Annotated in this window: 13 protein-coding genes; 9 read left to right on the forward strand and 4 right to left on the reverse strand. The window is 39.1% G+C overall.

Annotated features, from left to right (window positions below; translation table 11 throughout):
• Positions 1-4,414, forward strand: a 4,414-nt coding sequence (locus L1264_RS11360; RefSeq protein WP_235404012.1) for an EAL domain-containing protein, incomplete at its 5' end; no start/stop codon positions are given.
• Here the strand turns inward: L1264_RS11360 and L1264_RS11365 are convergent.
• The 4 genes from L1264_RS11365 to L1264_RS11380 all read right to left on the reverse strand — a co-directional run bounded on the left by L1264_RS11365 (position 4,386) and on the right by L1264_RS11380 (position 11,469).
• Positions 4,386-7,175, reverse strand: a complete 2,790-nt coding sequence (locus L1264_RS11365) for an ATP-binding protein (protein WP_235404014.1) — start codon at positions 7,173-7,175, stop codon at positions 4,386-4,388. The two genes, L1264_RS11360 and L1264_RS11365, sit on opposite strands and share 29 nt — an antisense overlap.
• 62 nt (positions 7,176-7,237) lie before the next feature.
• Positions 7,238-8,131 (reverse strand): cation diffusion facilitator family transporter, encoded by an 894-nt coding sequence (locus L1264_RS11370; RefSeq protein WP_235404016.1) that lies wholly within the window; start codon positions 8,129-8,131, stop codon positions 7,238-7,240.
• Between the two features lie 205 nt (positions 8,132-8,336).
• Positions 8,337-10,271, reverse strand: coding sequence for a methyl-accepting chemotaxis protein (locus L1264_RS11375; protein ID WP_235404018.1), 1,935 nt, complete (start codon positions 10,269-10,271; stop codon positions 8,337-8,339).
• Positions 10,272-10,503: 232 nt separating this feature from the next.
• Positions 10,504-11,469 carry an AraC family transcriptional regulator gene (locus tag L1264_RS11380; RefSeq protein ID WP_199527799.1) on the reverse strand — a complete coding sequence of 322 codons (966 nt, stop codon included), beginning with the start codon at positions 11,467-11,469 and terminating at the stop codon, positions 10,504-10,506.
• A gap of 97 nt (positions 11,470-11,566) precedes the next feature.
• Here L1264_RS11380 and L1264_RS11385 point away from each other — a divergent pair, with 97 nt between their 5' ends.
• The 8 genes from L1264_RS11385 to L1264_RS11420 all read left to right on the forward strand — a co-directional run bounded on the left by L1264_RS11385 (position 11,567) and on the right by L1264_RS11420 (position 19,054).
• Positions 11,567-11,887: an Mpo1-like protein gene (locus tag L1264_RS11385; protein ID WP_135926920.1), complete on the forward strand. Its 321-nt coding sequence runs from the start codon at positions 11,567-11,569 to the stop codon at positions 11,885-11,887.
• 9 nt (positions 11,888-11,896) lie between these two features.
• Positions 11,897-12,646, forward strand: coding sequence for a class II aldolase/adducin family protein (locus tag L1264_RS11390; RefSeq protein WP_135926919.1), 750 nt, complete (start codon positions 11,897-11,899; stop codon positions 12,644-12,646).
• Positions 12,647-12,655: 9 nt separating this feature from the next.
• Positions 12,656-13,549, forward strand: a complete 894-nt coding sequence (locus tag L1264_RS11395; protein ID WP_135926918.1) for a bile acid:sodium symporter family protein — start codon at positions 12,656-12,658, stop codon at positions 13,547-13,549.
• Between the two features lie 150 nt (positions 13,550-13,699).
• A complete protein-coding gene (locus L1264_RS11400; protein ID WP_199527800.1) occupies positions 13,700-14,617 on the forward strand; it encodes a diguanylate cyclase domain-containing protein in 918 nt (305 codons plus the stop codon).
• A gap of 353 nt (positions 14,618-14,970) precedes the next feature.
• Positions 14,971-15,924: an SPFH domain-containing protein gene (locus L1264_RS11405; RefSeq protein WP_135926916.1), complete on the forward strand. Its 954-nt coding sequence runs from the start codon at positions 14,971-14,973 to the stop codon at positions 15,922-15,924.
• Between the two features lie 8 nt (positions 15,925-15,932).
• Positions 15,933-16,385, forward strand: coding sequence for an NfeD family protein (locus L1264_RS11410; RefSeq protein ID WP_138557774.1), 453 nt, complete (start codon positions 15,933-15,935; stop codon positions 16,383-16,385).
• A gap of 86 nt (positions 16,386-16,471) precedes the next feature.
• Positions 16,472-17,308 (forward strand): patatin-like phospholipase family protein, encoded by an 837-nt coding sequence (locus L1264_RS11415; protein WP_199527801.1) that lies wholly within the window; start codon positions 16,472-16,474, stop codon positions 17,306-17,308.
• A gap of 114 nt (positions 17,309-17,422) precedes the next feature.
• Positions 17,423-19,054, forward strand: a complete 1,632-nt coding sequence (locus L1264_RS11420; RefSeq protein WP_235404020.1) for a methyl-accepting chemotaxis protein — start codon at positions 17,423-17,425, stop codon at positions 19,052-19,054.
• Positions 19,055-19,069: the final 15 nt, after the last annotated feature.

Raw genomic sequence — 19,069 nt, forward strand, 5'->3', positions numbered from 1 at the left:
AGGTAGCGTAACTAAAATTGTTCAAGATGATCTGGGCTTTATATGGATTGGTACTTATCAAGGTTTAAACCGTTATGATGGCTATAAAGTAAGCTCTTTTGCTGGTGAGTATATTCTCGATCAACGCCAAATTACATTTCTAGCCAAAACACAAAACGGTAAAATATTTGTGAGTACGGAGTTTTCTGGGGCGTTTTTTATTGATCCAAAGACTCTAAAAGTCGAAAAAATATATTCAGGCAAACTCAATCCAGAAGATCCCTACTTTTCACCGATTTTAGCTATCACAGAAGATGATAATTTTTATTATTTTGCAATCTCTCAGCACGTTTACTCTTACAATAAGCAGTCGAAAAAGTTTTTACATGAGTTTTCAATCAATAAAGAAGAACATATTGTTCGTGCGCTAACAATTTACGATAGCTTTTTATACATAGGGACATCGACGGGGCTCTTTTCTAAAAATTTAGCGGATGACCATGTTTCTCATATCCCGCTCACCGAGAAAAAAAATATCACCGAAGATAATAGAAACGTCAAACTTCTTCATGTTGACCCTCAACTAGGCTTACTCGTTGGTACAGTTGAAGGAATGTATGACATTCCCTTTAACGCTAATCGTTTACTTGCATTTGAAAAGGTCAACCTCTTAATTCCTCAGTTAAATATTTGGGACTATTCTGCAAGTTCATTTGGTGAATATATTGTCACCGAAAAAGGATTGTATGAGTTCAACCGTGAATCTTTAGCTATCGACTTTATCCTAAGCTTCGACCAAAGTAAGTTTTTGATGACTGATAACACCATACCTGATGTGATGGTTGATAAAACTGGCTTGCTTTGGCTTGCTTCGCGCTCGCAAGGGGTGTTTACATGGTCAACACTAGCAAGGCGGTTTAAGCATATTGAGTTAAAAACACCTCAATATAGCTATAACAATAATGTATGGACCGTATTACAAGAAGATGATGTGGTGTGGATAGGCACTGATAATGGCCTTATAAAGTATAACCAAAACAACAAAGAGCTAACGCCCTATTTAGTAAGCAATGATGAAAAAGCTTTCCATGGTGAACATGGGATTTATGGAATAGCTAAAGCCGAACTTAATGGCAATAACCGCTTTTTATGGTTAATGAAGTACATAGGGCTTGGCCTATTTGATAAACAAACAGGCAAGCTTGTGCAACTAAACGGTGACCCAGAAACAATCGAGGCGCTTACCAAAACGCCTAATTGGGGTTTTCATACCATGGGACCAGACCAGTTTGCATTTGTAGATGAAGAAAATTTTTACAAATACAATGGTAAGTCAGGTGAGCTTAGCCCTATAAAAGGATTAAAAGAACAGCTAGAGGCCGCGAACACTTACACTTTTTTAAAACCTCTATCAACTCACCCTGACGAGTACCTAATCAGTATGTCTAGTAAGCTGTTTAGGTATAATGAAAGCACGCAAAAGCTCACGCTTGTCTACGAGGCTACAAACTTTAACCCATTAGCTTTTGCGACTATCCATGATTGGGTGATTGATTATAACAATATACTTTGGCTCGCCTCTTCTGATGAAGGGTTAATAGGTATTGATGCAGATACATACGAAATAAAACACCGCATTAATCGTCAATCAGGTTTAAAAGCTAAATCAGTATTCGGTCTTCAAATTGATCGTTTCGGCTTTTTATGGATGAGTACACAAAATGGTCTATATCGTTTAGATTTGAGTTCACTTGCGCTCGATAGCTATTTTATAAGAGATGGTCTGGCTGTTAATGAGTTTAATTTCGACGCAGATACGACTTTCGATAACGGTGAGATTGCTTTTGGCTCTACCCGTGGTGTACTTATCGCAGCTCCCGAAGACTTCTTATCATCTGCTGTAGAAATAGGTAACATCACGACCGAAATAACGGATGTATCATTACTATCGCGAGAGCTCAATTATCATCCTTACAAGTATGTAAACTCACCATTGCAGATCACCTCAGAAGATATGGGCTTAGGTGTGAGTTTTTCTAATTTTGATACCATTAATAAAGATAAGACACTGTATAAGGTTACGCTGGATGGCCCAACATCGTTGCAATACGATAAATTAAAGACCAATGAAGTTTTCTTTACAAAATTACCTCCCGGTGATTACGTTTTATCGATTTCGTCTTCATCAGAAATCAGTGAGGCTATTTCAGCAACAAGGCAACTGCGCTTTAATGTCGCTCACGCCCCTTGGACATCCCCCATAGCAAAGACCTCATATGGCGTAATTATTTTCACAATATTACTGATCATCTTTTGGCAATATCGAGCTCGCCAACAAGCGATCAGTCGTGCTCATGTTGAGGTTTTAAAATCACAACAACAAACAGAGCTTGCCTTAAGCAGTAACAAAAGTGGCGTATGGGAGATCAATCTAGCCAATGACATACTCTACACCAACCGTTTTTCGGCTGAACTTGGCTATAATGAGTTCAAAGACCGCATAGCGATTAAAGACTTTATTGCCTTAATTCACCCACACGATCGCAATTATGTTATCAATAAATGGCAGTTGTTTTTAAAAGAAGCCAACAAACAACAGTGGAATATTACCTATCGTTTAAAACATAATAATGGCGATTGGCTTTGGTATGAAGATGTTGGCCGGGTAGTAGAAACGAATGAGACAGGCGGCCCCTTAAAGGTTGCGGGCTTTTACACTAATATCACCGAACAAAGAGCTAATGCCCAGCAAGCAAGTGTACTTGGGGAAGCCTTTAGTCAAATTAATGATTGGCTGCTTATTTTAGATAATACACTCATGCCTTTTTCTGCAAACGCCAGTTTTAGCGAAGCATTTGCAACACCAGCAAATATTGCTGACTTAACAACGAGAGACTTTATCAACGCGATAGGTCGAACTAAATACTTTGAATATGTAAGTATTTTAAAAACACTCAAACCCAAGCAAAACTGGAAAACAGAAGCCTTTATTCGCACCTTAAAAAATGCTTCGCATCCAGTGCATATTAGTGTCACAGCAGTTGCTAAAGACAGTCAAACGATTAACTATTACGTCATCGTGATTTCTGACTTAACGGAACAAAAACGCGCTGAGGATGAGTTAAGATATTTAGCAAATTACGACTCTTTGACTGGGCTACCAAACCGTACCTTAATGTATGCAAAAATCAATAGCAGCATTAATCGCGCTAAAAAGCACAATAAGTTAGCCGCCCTGTTATTCATTGATTTAGATAAATTTAAACCTGTAAATGACTCATTTGGTCATGCTGTCGGCGACCAACTGTTATGTAATGTAACACAACGAGTTAAACAGATACTGCCACAAAGTGCGCTCGTTGGCCGTCAAAGTGGTGACGAATTTTTAGTGCTTGTTAAAGATTTACAATCTCCTCAAGCATTGAGTGAGCTAGTTAAAAAGCTCACCAAAGAGCTTGCCAATAAAGTAATCATTGATGATTTTTCTATCAATATATCAGCAAGTATCGGCGTAGCACTTTACCCATTCGATGCAAAAACAGCAGATGATCTCATTCGAAATTCAGATATTGCTATGATGCATGCCAAACAATCTGGCAGAAATAACTTTAAATACTTTACTGAGCAAATGAATAACCAGTTAACTAAAAAGTTATTGCTAGAAAATGCGTTAAAAGACGCATTCAAAGACGATGTTTTATTCAACAATTATCAACCTATTGTCAATGCAAACACGAAAACCATTAATGGTGCAGAACTTCTAATGCGCTGGAAGACCGTACAAGGTTATGTGTCTCCTGCAGAGTTCATTCCTATTGCCGAAGAAATTGGTTTGATTGATTTAATGACCGAGCAAGCACTTGACCGAGCACTGACAGAGTTAAAACCTATACTGCGTGCCAACCCAAAATTTTACTTGTCTTTGAACTTGTCACCCACCCATATTCTAAAGTCAAACTTAACTGAACGTTTGCTAATGATCCTCAACAATCATCTAGTTAAACCTATTCAGCTGCGTCTTGAAATCACCGAAAACACGCTACTCGAAGACAAAGACAAAGCATCAAAACAACTGCAAAAACTCAAAAATGCAGGCTTTAAGTTGTTACTTGATGACTTCGGAACTGGTTACTCGTCACTCACCTATTTAAACCAATTCCCGATAGATGTGATAAAAATTGACCAAAGTTTCGTACGTAACATTGGTTCTGATAACAGTAATGAATCAATCATTAAGACCATTCACGCCTTATCCGTTAATCTAGGCTTGTATTGTATCGCCGAAGGTGTTGAAACACTTGAGCAGATTAACTTTTTACGCAATATGGGTTGTGATGATTTACAAGGCTATTATTTTGCAAAGCCAATGGAAGCTGAAGATCTAATCAAAGAAAGTACCATTCAAACTATTGTAGATCGTTTAAACGAGTTGTAAGCCACTTATTTAAACACTGATAAAGCTCATCTTTGTTTATTGGTTTAGATATAAAGTCATCCATTCCCGCGACCAAGCAACGCTTTTGATCTTCTTCAAACGCATTTGCAGTGATAGCAATAATGACTGCATCACCATAACGTTCAGGGTTTTGTTTTATTTTTTGAGTACATTGGTAACCATCCATATTTGGCATCTGACAATCCATTAGAATGATATCTACATCAGACTTTTCTAAGTGCGCAAGCGCTTCAATACCATCATTAGCTTGATGCAATGAACAGGAGGTATCTAACATCATTTTTTTAAGGACAATTTGATTTATAGGATTATCTTCAACAATTAAAACTTGGATCCCTTTTAAATCAGGTTTTTGTACATTTTGGCTTTGCATTACTTTTGCGTCACTTTGCACAATAGGCACTTTAATTGTAAATTCACTACCTTGGCCTTGTTGACTTTCCAGTGATAACGTACCGTTCATCAACTCCACAATACGCTGGCTGATTGTTAAGCCTAAACCCGTTCCACCGTATTTACGGGTAGTTGAAATATCTGCTTGGGTAAATTCATTAAATAGTTTAGCTTGCTGCTCAGCTGAAATACCAATACCGGTATCACGCACTCGAATAACTAAATACGGCTCTTCAATAGTACAGTTTAATGTAATTTCACCAGTTTCTGTAAACTTACCCGCATTACTCAAAATATTATTAACGACTTGGCTAAACCTTAATGGATCTAAACTAATATAATTTGGAATGTCGTCTGCAATAGACAAGCTGAACTTTACTGTCGGCTTAACACTTGTATTGCTAAACACCTTGGCGAGTTGACTAAGCAAAGCTTTGATTTCAACGGCCCGATACTCTAATTTAAGCGCCCCCGCTTCAATTTTTGAAAAGTCTAAAATATCATTTAAAATCAGCAGTAAATTATTGGCACTTTGATGTATCATCGCCAACTCTTCACGCTCAGTCTCAGGTAAGGTTTGGTTATCTAACAACAGTTGCGTCATCCCTAAAATGCCGTTGAGTGGGGTACGTATTTCATGACTCATATTTGCTAAAAACTGTGACTTAGTTCTATTAGCCTGATTGGCAAGCCTTACCGCTTCAACAAGCTCATTCGTTTTATCATTTACTTGCTGCTCGAGTTTGGCGTTAAAGTCTTGTAATTTATTATTAAGCTGTTCATTTTCGTGATTAGCGTGATGTAAGCGACTAAAGCTCAAGGCAAGCTTATTTGCCAAACTCGAAAACTGAGCCTGCAATCGACTTACTTCTAACCATGTTTCGGGTAAGTGAGCTTTGGTAATTGCATTTTCTGGATCAAACTTATCTATTTGCTCTGCCAACTTTAATATTGGCGTTGTAAGCCAGCGGCTAAGTTGAGTGATGAAAATACTGGTCAGTAAGATAATAAAAATAATCATCACAATAGATTGCCCCCATGCACTGACCGCAACGTCATTTGCATAACGACGATTAAGCATGGTTACAACCAACCAATTATGCTCACTTGAACGCGCCTCACGAGCATAAAATTGTTGCTCATTTTCAATATTAAACATTTTAAAGCGTGTATCATCGGAAAAGGTTGTTAGTTCATCAGTTGTCAGTTGCTGTAGCTCAGTAAAATCATCTAAAGTGCTATAAACAACCTTGTTTGATGCATCAAGTATTAATAGCTCACCTTCGTGCGTAAACAAACTTGGTCGCAAGCCAGCAAAATAATCAAACATCAGTGAACCTTCTACAACACCAGAAAACATCCCATCGGTGTAGATTGGCGCAGATACAGCCACTATAGGTAAAGAGCCAAATCCTCTGCCTTTAAAGATTGTTGATATGTAGCCGTTGTGATTGTTAGGGGCGTTAATAAAGTAGTCTCTATCTGCAACATTGGCGCGAATATTAGATTGCTGTAGGCTGACAGCTAATGACTTAGGATAAAAATGTGTAACATCAGCAAGCGCATCAACGATGATTTGTGTCCTAAAACCAGGATATAAATGCGCCATGTTTTCGAGGGCAATTTGCTTAGGAACACCACTGGCAATACTTTTTGCAGTTAGAACAACCCCCTTCTTGTGATGATCAAGATGAGCATCAATATTACGTGTGATCTCCTTAGCTTTTTCTTTTAATTGGGCATTTATCTCATACTCAATCCGTGCATAGTGATTGTTGGTTAATACTATTGAGGTCAAAATAACAACTAACACAACGAGCAGGGTAACGACGTAATTTAAAATTTTATAAAGAGACGAGTAATGTTTATGCCAAGAGTAACGGCTGAAAAAGAAACTTAATAAGTCGATAACCGAAAGATAAATCGCGGCATTTAAGCAATATTTAGCCAATGCAATTGCGATAGTTAGAATAGGAAGAGCTAAGAAGAAGTGCCCAAAGGCCCACAATGCAGGTAACCCTAAAGCAAGCCAAAACATCATCCCTCTGAGAAAAACCGGCTTTGCTTTAGATAAACAAACTATCTGCAGATAAATTAATTCGAATGCAAAAACAATGGACGGCCATGCATGACCCCATCGATAAAAGATAAAACCAGTGCTCAAAATAAAGGTGATAACTGCAAATCGCCAGCCTAAAAGCAATAAGCTTAAGATAACGAAAAGCTGACCGAGTAAAAATTCAGAGCTATCTAGAAACCAAATAGGCAGTAAATTAACAACACCTGCGATGCATCCCAAAAGCACCGCAGTCATAAAGTTAAAATATACTGGTTTATTTTTAAGCAAAGGCGCTATTCCACTAATATGTTCTACCTTTAACTTAAAAGAAAAATTAACATTTTACCAATTTAATTAACATGGTGACATTCATGACTTTCTACCTGCAAAACACTTTTTTCGATATTAAAGCGCACACGTAGTAGCGTCTCAATTTTTAAGCGACACGCCTCATCATGCTTTTCAATAGTACAATGGCGCTTTAAGACCACGTGCGCACCAACCACGATGTCTTTGTCATGGCGTACCACTGTAACATTATGAACATTTTGTACATGCTCAACTGAGGCAATACTTTGCTCTATCTCTGATACATCTGGAAGTTTACTCTTGTTTTCCATAAGTCCTTTGATACAGCGGGTAATTACTTTTACTCCCGTAAACAAAACAAAGGAAGCGATCAACATACTTGAGATGATATCGATTTCAGGCCAGCCAGTTAAATGAATTAAAATACCTGCAAAGAAAGTAGAAACTGTAGAGATTAAGTCAAAAAATGAGTGCAGAAATACCGCATACACATTAATACTGGCTTTACGCCCTTTGTACAGAACCCACGCAGCAGCACCATGAAATAAGAAGCCAATCGCTGAAATCACAGACATTAAATAGCTATTAATCTGTAAATCATGTCCATCAGAATGGTGTAAAAACCGCTCTCCCCCTTCAAATAAGATGATCACACTAATGCTCAGATACAAAATGCCATTGATTAGGCCCCCTGTCAGTTCAGCACGCTGGTAACCATCGTTATAATTTTTTGCAAAATGAATCGCCATGCTTGAAGCGATCAAAGCAATAAATAAAGAGCTGTTATGAACAAATAAATGCCCAGCATCGGCAAGTACAGCAAGCGAATTTGAAAAGTAGGCACCGATGATTTGAATAACCATAAACGAGCATGTTATTGCTAAGGCAATTAACAAGCGGCGTCTAGATGCTTGGTGCGTAGTAATATCTGTCATGAAGAAGTGAAAAACCTATTCGCTGTATAAAGAAATGATATAAAGTAGCAATTGTAATACGAGAAGCACTTAAACGCACTAAAAACTTAGGTACTTAGCCCTTTTTGAAAGTTATTTGCGCGATTCATAAGTTAAAAAGAGTTCAACCTACAGAAGAGAGTAAAGCGTTAACAACGAAATGGTTAACGCTTATGACAATGACAAATCACACCTTAAATTGGCTCACTAAATCTTTAAGGTGCTGTGCACGCGATAATAAGCTTTGCGTACCACGTTGTTGTTGCTCTGCGTTATCATGAATTTGTGTTGCACTGTCTGAAATATCATGTGCCGACTGATTGATATGCTCAACGACTGTGCCCTGCTCCTCAGTCGCAGCAGCAACTTGATGATTACCTTGACTAATAACTTCAAACTTTTGCTGAATAGATTGCAACGCAGATACTGCAATATGTGTCAGCTCAGTCACCTTTTGACTACTTTGAGTACCTTCAGCTATCGCTTCTTGTGATTGCAATGAAGAACTTTGTAAACGTGATACCTGCTCTCTTATTTCTGATGTCGACTTTTGCGTACGTTGTGCAAGTGAACGCACTTCATCTGCAACAACAGCAAAACCACGCCCTTGTTCACCTGCTCTGGCGGCTTCTATGGCAGCATTGAGCGCCAACAGATTAGTTTGTTCCGAAATAGCATTGATCACTTCAACAACTGAGTTAATTTCTGCAGCCTGGTTGGCAAACTCGCCGATACTCTTATCAACCGTGAGCAGAATGTCGTTAAGTTCATTCATAGTTTGAGCGGTCGCAGCCATGCTTTGATTCGTTGCAACGGTTTCTTTTACGGCCTCTTCGGTGTCGTTAGCAGTACGATGGGCGATATCAGACACTTCATTGATCGTTTGTCCCATTTCTGTGATAGCTGTCGCAACTTGATCGGTCTGTGCTCGTTGGTCATCAGTTGCGGTAAATGTCTTGTTTGCAAAACTTGCTAGCTCATCAATGCCTTCACGCATGGCTTGCTCTGTAACACTGATTTCATCAACGAGCTCAGCGACTTTGCCTATAATTGCGTTAAATCCCTTAGCAAGATGACCCAATTCGTTATCAACGCTATCGTCCAAACGCTTTGTTAAGTCACCACCGTGGCCGGCCATACCGAGCAGTTCGTCTCCCACACCGCGTATTTTCTTACTTAACCAATTCGCAAAATACAGAGTCAGTACCAAAAAGATAACAGCAAGCACAACGCTAACAACAATAGATATCCAAACAACCTTATTAATCGCACTGGAAATCTCTTGCTTTGGCTGTATCGCAACTAAGGTCAAACCTGTCCCCTCAATTGGCATAACCCCAGCGTAAACATCCTCACCACTCAGTTCTACTTGCGATAATATAAAACCATCATGTTGGTTTTTCATTAGCTGCTGCAATGTGCTCAATGAGCTTACATCTGAAACTGGTTTGCCAATGTAGGCATCATTTGCATGGGCAATAATGCGCTTACTATCGTCAATTAAAAATAAGTAACCTTGCTCGCCAATTTTGCGCGACGTGACGATGCTAGAAATATCTGAAATATCATATCCAAGCCCAGCAACACCAAGACGTTGCCCTGCTATTTCAACCAAAGTATTTACATATAGAGTCAGGTGTCCACCTTGTTCACTGACATCTAATGCGAGCGCTTGGCGTTTATCTGAGCGAATGAAATCAAAAAACCAACTGTCTCTTGGCTCACTTTGTGAGATTGATTTAAAAAAGCCATCTTGTGTGTAATAACTCATCGAGTTTTTACTCACCCAAAACACCGATGATGCCCCACTCTTTTTTTGTAAATCAGCAAAGTAAGCCATTACGCGTTGATGAATTGGCGAGCTTTTCTCACCTTCGTTCATCCACGTATGCAGAATTTGGTTTTCAGCTAACGACTGTGAAACAGAGATGGGGTAACGCATTTGAGCATCAATTTCAGCAGCAACTTTACCCACAGCATCTGGCAGAAGCTGTTGTTCAGTTTGTTGATAATAAAGCCCTGAAAATTGGCTGGTGTTGATTAAAGCACTAACCACAGTGACAACAAATAGTGCAATTAATACAAAACTAATAAAAATAGTCCGCAGCGATAGATTTCGCATGTGGCAAACCTCATACTTTAATAGTGGATTTTTAGGTTAGAGGCCATCCTTGCGTCTTATTTGCAATTTTAGATAACAAGTCAATGTTAAGCAATTGCAATTTAAGCTTTTATTATTGTTTTAAGTTAAATGACTATCAAACTCAAGCACACCATTAACAGATTCCACGCTGCTTCTCTCCCACTCTAAAAGACTCACTAAATTAACGCTGATTGTCGTAAATACTTTGACTCTAAGGTTCGGTGATTATTGTTATTTTTTGTTTATATGCTTTAGGTGACATGCCGTACCAGCGATTAAATGCATGATGAAATGCACTAACCTCTGAATAGCCACACAAAAAAGCAATTTCTGTTAGTGATAAGTCTGTTTCGCTTATAAGCGAAGTACTTTTTTGTTGTCGAAGTTTGGTTAATTCTTGACTAAAAGTCGTGCCTTCTTTTGCAAGGCGCCTTTGCAGCGTTTTCTCGCTCACATTTAGTGCGTGCGCCATTACACTGCAACTAACTTGTCCTTGGGTTAAATGCTCTTCCAGTAAAATGCGCAAAATATCTGTGACATTGGTTTGTGTTGTGATTTTAATTTGACCTGACACAACTGACTGGCTTTCTACTAATTCACTAAAAAATAAGCTATGGGTTTTAGCGCCATATTCAATTGGGCAGTTAAAATGTTCATTAAGTTCGGCATTAGGCTCTTTACGTTGTAAATAAACTCGACTTGGACACCAGTCCTTTCCCTTTACTGTTCGCGCTATTTTTAAACAAAATGCCATTGGCGCTTCATAGCTAAGTAAGGACATATCGCGTTCACCATCGTTAAAGTTAAATCGCAACTCATACTCGTTACCATGATCAATTAACGACACATTATGGGTATCTCCCATCAGTTTTTGATATCGTAAAATCAGTCGAAATGCACTCAGCAAATGCGTTGCTTGAATAATGGCCATACCAACGACAGGAATAGCACGCACATTCATATTACTGCCTACATACAACCCCAAGTGCGTATCGGGCAATAAAGCTTGTGCTTGTTTCCATAGTGTACTGACATTAGCCTGTGGATACCGTGCTGTTTGACTGCTCAAATCGGCTAAGGGAATATTAGCTTGTGCAAATAACTCATTAATCGGCAAACCTTGCCACTTAAATGACTCAGCCATAGCCCTAAGCCACCAGCTTGATAGGGTGCGCATACATGTCCTACAAAAACAATTTAATGACCCATATTATCAAGTAAAATAATAAATAAAAGCCTATTGTTTACCTGTAATTAACAAAGGAGACAACAATATGGGCACTGTAGCAAGTAAACGCGAGTTCGCGAGCTTTAAAGAGTTTTACCCCTACTACTTACAAGAACACAAAAATAAAGTCTGTCGTCGCTTACATTTCTTTGGCAGTTGGTTAGTTTTGGCAATTTTGTTTGCCGCTATTTATCAACAGCAATATAGCTGGCTAATTCTATGCCCACTTGTGGGTTATGGCTTTGCTTGGGTGGGGCATTTCTTTTTTGAGAAAAATCGCCCAGCGACCTTTACGCACCCATTTTATAGCTTCATAGGCGATTGGGTGATGTTTAAAGACATTATTATTCGTAAAGTGCCATTTTAGGAAGCTATCATGACCATAAAAAACACAGTATCAGAGCAAGAATGGCAAGCCCGTGTTGAGCTTGCTGCCGCATATCGATTGGTTGCATTGTATGGCTGGGATGATTTGATTTTTACCCATATTTCTATGCGTGTACCAGACACTGAAAACGAATTTTTGATCAATCCTTACGGCATGATGTTTCACGAAATCACTGCATCTAGTCTTATCAAGGTAGACCAACAATGTAATAAGCTGCACGACAGTGAATACCCGGTCAATCCTGCGGGATTTAATATTCACAGTTGCATTCATATGGCGCGCAATGATGCCCATTGCGTTATTCATACTCATTCACTGAATGGCACAGCTGTGTCAGCTAATAAAGATGGTTTACTACCAATTTCACAACAGGCTGTCGTGGTGCATTCAGGGTTAAGCTATCACGACTATGAAGGCATTGCGCTAAATCCCGCTGAGCAAGACCGATTAGTTAATGATTTAGGTAGTAACAACTTTTTAATGCTGCGCAATCATGGCCTATTAACAGTAGGTAAAACTGTTGCTGATGCATTTTTATTTATGTACGTATTTGAAGCAGCGTGTGCTGTGCAAACCCGTACGTCACAAAACACCGAGCAACTCGTGCAAGTGCCAAGCGCTATCATTGATGGGATTAAAGGACAAACAGAAATAGCAACTAAAGGGCTAGGTGGTGCAATCGCATGGCCTGCGTTACTGCGTTTATTGGACAATAAGAGCCCCGGATATGATCAATAAGGATTTCCTATGCAAGTAGATATCATGACTAAAGTAGTGCTGCCTTTAGCACTATTTATCATCATGTTTGGCATGGGCTTAGGGCTTAAAAAGAAAGACTTTGGGGCTTTGTTTATCAGCCCCAAAGCGCTCAGTATCGGTCTAAGCTGCCAACTGTTATTACTGCCTTGTGTGGCGTTTCTACTAGCTGTAAGTTTTAACTTACCAGCAGAGCTGGCGATAGGCTTGATTTTAGTAGCCTGTTGTCCAGGAGGAGTGACCTCTAATTTATACACATACTTATTTAAGGGTGATGTTGCCCTTTCAATTAGTTTAACAACAATAGCAACCTTTATATCGCCATTTACGCTGCCAATAATTATGCATTTTGCAATGGAAATGTTTAGCGTTCCAGGACACGAATTCCAGTTACCTATCGTAAAAACAATTGTGCAAATGTTAGTCATCACCCTACTACCAGTGAGTTTGGGAATGCTGTTTAATCATTATCGCTCACACATAAGTAAAAAACTTGAGCCTCTTACTCGCAGTTTTTCTAGTATTTTTTTAATCGTTATTGTCATTGCAATAATTCACAAAAATTCAGAGCAAATGATTGGCTTCTTCGCCAGTAGCGGTATCGCAACATTCACACTAAACGTGAGTACCTTATTACTTGGACTCTTAATTGCTAAAATGTCGGGGTTATCAAACAAACAACAAATGAGTATTGCCGTAGAGGTTGGCTTGCAAAATGGCACACTGGCGATTTTAATTGCCAGCACTTTAATGAATAACCCTACGATTGCTATTCCAGGGGCAACTTACAGCTTATTTATGTTCGTAACGGGGTATGCTTTTTGTGCTCTATTCAAGTTACAAAATAACAGACAAGCGCTACAACTTATTAAAGACAAGCCATAACAATCACACCTATTTCTGACCAAAAAAAACAACCTTAAAACTAAAGCATGCCAAGGACTTACTTGGCGCTTTTTACATTTGTAATCGTTCTTGTACATCGGCTTTTTTTGGGTCAATATCTCTGTATGGCTGTTTTTATAGGGACATAGTGTGGCCAAATATAACGATACTCAATTACCAATTCATACCGCCGAGTTAAAGCTAGCGCTCGACAACTTACCTGCGTATGTGTACATCAAAGATGATTACTCACGATATGTTTATGCAAACAAATTAACGTTAAACCTATTAGCATGTAATGAATCAGAGCTGCTTTTTAAAACCGATATGGATCTATTTCCGCAAAGTACTGCAGAAAAACTATTAAACATCGATGCGCGTGTTCTTAGTGGAGAGCGCACTCGTGAAGAAATTGAACTTACTTTATCAAAAGGAGAGAAAAGTATTTTCTGGGAGGTAAAATCCCCCATCTTTTCCGATTCGGATCCTAATAAAGTCATTGGCATACTGGGAATTTCAACCGATATAACCGAACGAAAAGAACTTGAACAACAACTCCTATACGATGCCTCCACAGACCCATTAACCGATTTATTAAACCGACGTTATTTCTTCCTTCGCCTTGCTCTCGCGCTACAATTGAGTAAAAGCAAGCAAACTTACGGCGCTGTTATCTTTATCGACCTCAATAAGTTTAAAAAGCTAAATGATATGTATGGCCATAATGTTGGCGACGACTACTTAATAGAAATTTCAAAGCGAATGAAAACCACTATGCGTGATAACGACTGTATAGCGCGTCTAGGAGGAGATGAATTTGTTATTCTTTTAGAAGGACTTGGACGTGAAGAGCAACATGCAAAAGATAATGCGCGTAGAGTTGCCCATAAGATCCAATCAGCAATAGAGGTCGAATTTAGACACCCTCATGTTACGTATTACGGTTCGGCTAGTGTTGGGGTTACCATGTTTTATGGTAATACCAAAAGTGCTGAAGAAGTCGTTGCTCAAGCTGATCAAAGCATGTATCTCATAAAACACTCTTTTAACAAACGGATTGATTGCTAGCCTATTAGCAAAAAGAGCTTAGCTAGAGATGTGTAATGAATAGCATAAATCATAAACACCACCTCATTAATGCAATAAGGTGGTGTTACTCGCTAATTTTTATCTAGTTATAGGCCCAGATGACAGAGTTTTTCATAGTGCCATGTTTTGCTTTTACCCGTTTGTGACTCCAGGCCAACACCGGCATTTTGCTGTAATGAAAAAACGTTCATTTACCAAAGCTTTACATACTTCTTTTTAAAAAATGGGATCTATTAACTGTATTTTTTATATTGCAAAATGATGGCAGCACTTATCCTGTAGTGATAATCTCAATATTTGGTAAAAACATTAACCGTATCTAAGGAAAGTACATGGATCCAGTATCACAAATTCTCGACTTACTTTTGAATGTCGAAACCTTTATTCTTATTTTTGTATTAGTGCTACTAAAAAGCAGCGTTAAATTCGTGCCACAAAACCGCGCTTGGCTTATAGAGCGATTTGGTAAATATCATTCAACCAAAGAAGCGGGCTTAAACTTTATTGTGCCATTTATCGACCGTATTGCAGCAGACCGAAGTTTAAAAGAGCAAGCACAAGATGTGCCTTCTCAGTCAGCTATCACTAAAGATAATATCTCACTTATCGTCGATGGCGTACTGTATTTCCGAGTACTTGATCCTTATAAAGCAACCTATGGTGTTGATGATTATGTATTTGCCGTTACTCAGCTATCGCAAACAACCATGCGTTCAGAGCTTGGTAAAATGGAGCTAGATAAAACCTTTGAAGAACGTGACATGTTAAACACCAACATAGTTAGTGCTATTAATCAGGCTTCTGAGCCTTGGGGTATTCAAGTTTTACGTTACGAGATTAAAGACATTGTGCCGCCTAATTCTGTAATGGAGGCCATGGAAGCACAAATGAAAGCAGAGCGAGTAAAGCGTGCACAAATTTTAGAGTCTGAAGGCGACCGTCAGTCAGCTATCAATGTGGCAGAGGGTAAAAAGCAAGCACAAGTCCTTGCTGCAGAGGCTGAAAAAGCAGAGCAAATCTTACGCGCTGAAGGTGAAGCAAAAGCAATTATCGCCGTTGCAGAAGCACAAGCCGATGCACTTCGTAAAGTCGGTGAAGCCGCTGACACTGAACAAGGTCAAAAAGCAATTCAACTCGACCTTGCGACTAAAGCCATTGCCGCTAAAGAAGCGATAGCTCGTGAATCATCAGTAGTTTTATTACCTGAGAGTGGCACTGATGCAAGCTCGCTGGTTGCTCAAGGTATGTCTATTATTAATTCTTTAAATAAGAAACAACAAAATTAGGTGAAGCGATGGCGTTTTTAGATACCCATTTAGCCGAAGCATTAATGATTTTAGGTGTTATCGCGCTAATCGTTGAGGTTGCCGTACTGGGTATGAGCACCTACGTATTATTGTTTTTAGGCTTATCTTTATTTGCTAGTGGCTTACTTATGAATATAGAGCTACTTGCAAGTACTTACACCACGGCACTTTGGAGTAATATTGTGTTTACTCTTGGTTTTGCAGTCGTGCTGTGGCGCCCCCTAAAACGCATGCAAGATAAAACAGAGACTCAGCCTGTTCACAGTGACTTTGCTGAACTGACCTTTGTTGTAAATGCAGATGTTGATGACCAAGGTTTAACCACACACCAATATTCGGGCATTCAGTGGCAACTAAAAAGCCACTCCCCCATTGCGGCTGGGAGCACTGTAAAAGTCACCGACAAACAAGTCGGTGTACTTTGGGTTGAAGCTATTTAACTCGCTTAGAGTCAAAACTCTATTTAATTTTGTAACCGTGTTTGTTATGGTTAGTAGCAATCACGGTTATAAGCAAGGTAGCAGTAATGGATAATAACAAGGCACTCGTTGTAGAAGGCGGCGCTATGCGCGGTATTTTTGCCACAGGTGTGCTTGATACGTTTATTAAAGAAAGCTACCAACCTTTCAAGCAATGCTATGGTGTTTCAGCAGGAGCCACCAACATCGCAGCTTATTTATGTGCTCAATATAAACGTAACCATGCGGTGATCACAGATTACTCGTGTCGACCTGAGTTCATTAATTATGTTCGCTTTTTAAAAGGCGGTCACCTGTTTGATTTAGACTGGCTATGGCAAGAAACCATTCGAGATATTCGCCTTGATTTAGACACCTTCGAAAAACAAGCGAGTGAGTTTTATATCGTTGCAACCAATATTAAAACAGGTAATGCTGAGTATTTAAAAGCAACTGCTGAACTTATAGAAGAGCAATTGAAAGCCTCATGTGCACTACCAATTGCATACCGCCAATACCCACAGATCAACAGTATGCAATTAACAGATGGTGGTGTAGCCGATTCTATTCCTATTCGTAAAGCTTACGAAATGGGTAATAAGGAAATTACAGTTATTTTGTCTCAGCCGATTGGCTATCGAAAAAAACCATCGAAAGCACCTTGGCTTGTTAAACGACTTTACAAAGAAACACCCGCGCTTGCTGAGGCATCCATCTTACGAGCAGAAAACTATAATCAAAGCATTGACTTTGTTATGAATCCACCGAGTGACTGTAAAGTTAACATCATCGCTCCTCCTCCTGATTTTGCTGTAGGTCGAACAACAAAGTCTTACGCTAAGTTATCAGCAGGATATGAAATGGGTATTGCGGCAGGAAAACAGTTTTTAAGCAATTTAGCTTAATAGCTAATCGCGTATAGAAACGAATTTTTGCAATACACACCCCAAATTATTGCAAAAACTTGCTTAAATAATATTCTCTATTAGTTTTAATACTAAGTCCTTACAAACATTCTAATGCTCATGTTAAATAACTACACCGTTCGTACGCGATTAGCCATCTTGGCTTTGTTACCGGTTACAGTTTTTGTGATCACCTCTATTTTTACAATGTCTATAATGTCGAGCATGGTAAAAGGCATCGACAGTCTTTACGACGATAGAGTCATCCCGCTTGAGCAAATAAAAACAGTATCGGACAATTATGCCGTTAGCATTGTCGATTTGTTTCATAAATACCGTGCTGAGCAAATTTCAAAAAATGATTTTCTTGCTGCGGTTGAAAACGCAAAGGGTGTTGCCGACAACAAATGGAAAAGCTATTTAGGCACCAAGCTCACCAATGAAGAGCAACGCTTAGTTAATATCGTGGAAAAAAACCTTGCTGTGGTAGAAAGCGAACTCAGCGCGTTTTTAACCCAAGTTAAAAGTGACCAACTTAAAGTAGTGCCTAACGAGGTGTTTGTAAAAAGCCTTTACGATGTGTTCGACCCACTCAGCGAAAGCTATCAAGGGTTGATAAACCTTCAAATCAATGAAGCTAATAAGTTTAAACTTGCATCTGAAAAAGATTTTAAACAAGTCACTATAGCCATGAGCGCATCCATCAGTATTTTAATAATCATCTTATTATTTATTGCATTTGTCATTTACCGTTCTATTCATAACCCTCTGTTATCATTAAGTAAAACCATTGGTTCTATCTCTAAAAGTGCTGACCTACGGCTCAGAGCAGAAACTTATGGCAACGATGAAATAGCTCAAGCAGCCACTCATTTCAACGCGATGATGAAGCGAATACACGACCTAGTAAATGATGTAACTAATGCAACATTGACCTTATCTTCAGCAGCAGAGCAAATGAACTCAATTAGTGATCAAGTAGCAAGCACTGCCACAGAGCAAGAGCATCAATCAGCAATGATTGCTACCGCAATTACTCAAATGAGTAGCGCGATTGAGCAAGTGGCCGCAAATGCGCTTTCAACCTCAGAAAAAGCCACCCATACAGATAAAACAGCTAAACTTGGCCAGCAATCAGTACAAGAAAACATTGATGCAATAAATCGCTTATCGCAAATAGTTAATGCAAATACACAAATTATCAATGAGTTAAATACACAAACAACTGATATAAACCAAGTCGTGATGATGATCCAAGGAGTCGCAGAACAAACTAATTTATTAGCTCTTAACGCGGCGATTGAAGCAGCTCGTGCGGGAGAATCAGGTCGTGGTTTTGCAGTTGTGGCTGATGAAGTCAGACAGCTTGCACATAACACCCAAAAAGCGACCGCTAATATCAATGAAATGATTACTAAACTACAAGCAATGGCACAGCAAGCAGTCACCGCCATGGGTAATGCAGATGACAGTGCCAAACAAAGTGTTGAATACGCTGAGCGCTCATCACAATTACTCACTGAAATTACTCAAGAAATGGCACTTATTGCCGATATGAACAACCAAGTATCCACCGCAACAGATGAGCAAACGACTGTTGCAAACGAGCTAAGTTGTAATATTAATGAATTTAGTAGCAGCATTTCACTGGTTAGCGAAAGTTCACAACAAAATGCACAAGCCAGCCAAGAATTGGCTTCTTTGGCTTCGCGTTTACAACAGCAGGTGCATGTTTTCAAAGTATAAATGCAGAGACTCAAA

The organism is Pseudoalteromonas sp. APAL1, from assembly GCF_021532475.1.
Lineage (GTDB): Bacteria > Pseudomonadota > Gammaproteobacteria > Enterobacterales > Alteromonadaceae > Pseudoalteromonas > Pseudoalteromonas lipolytica_C.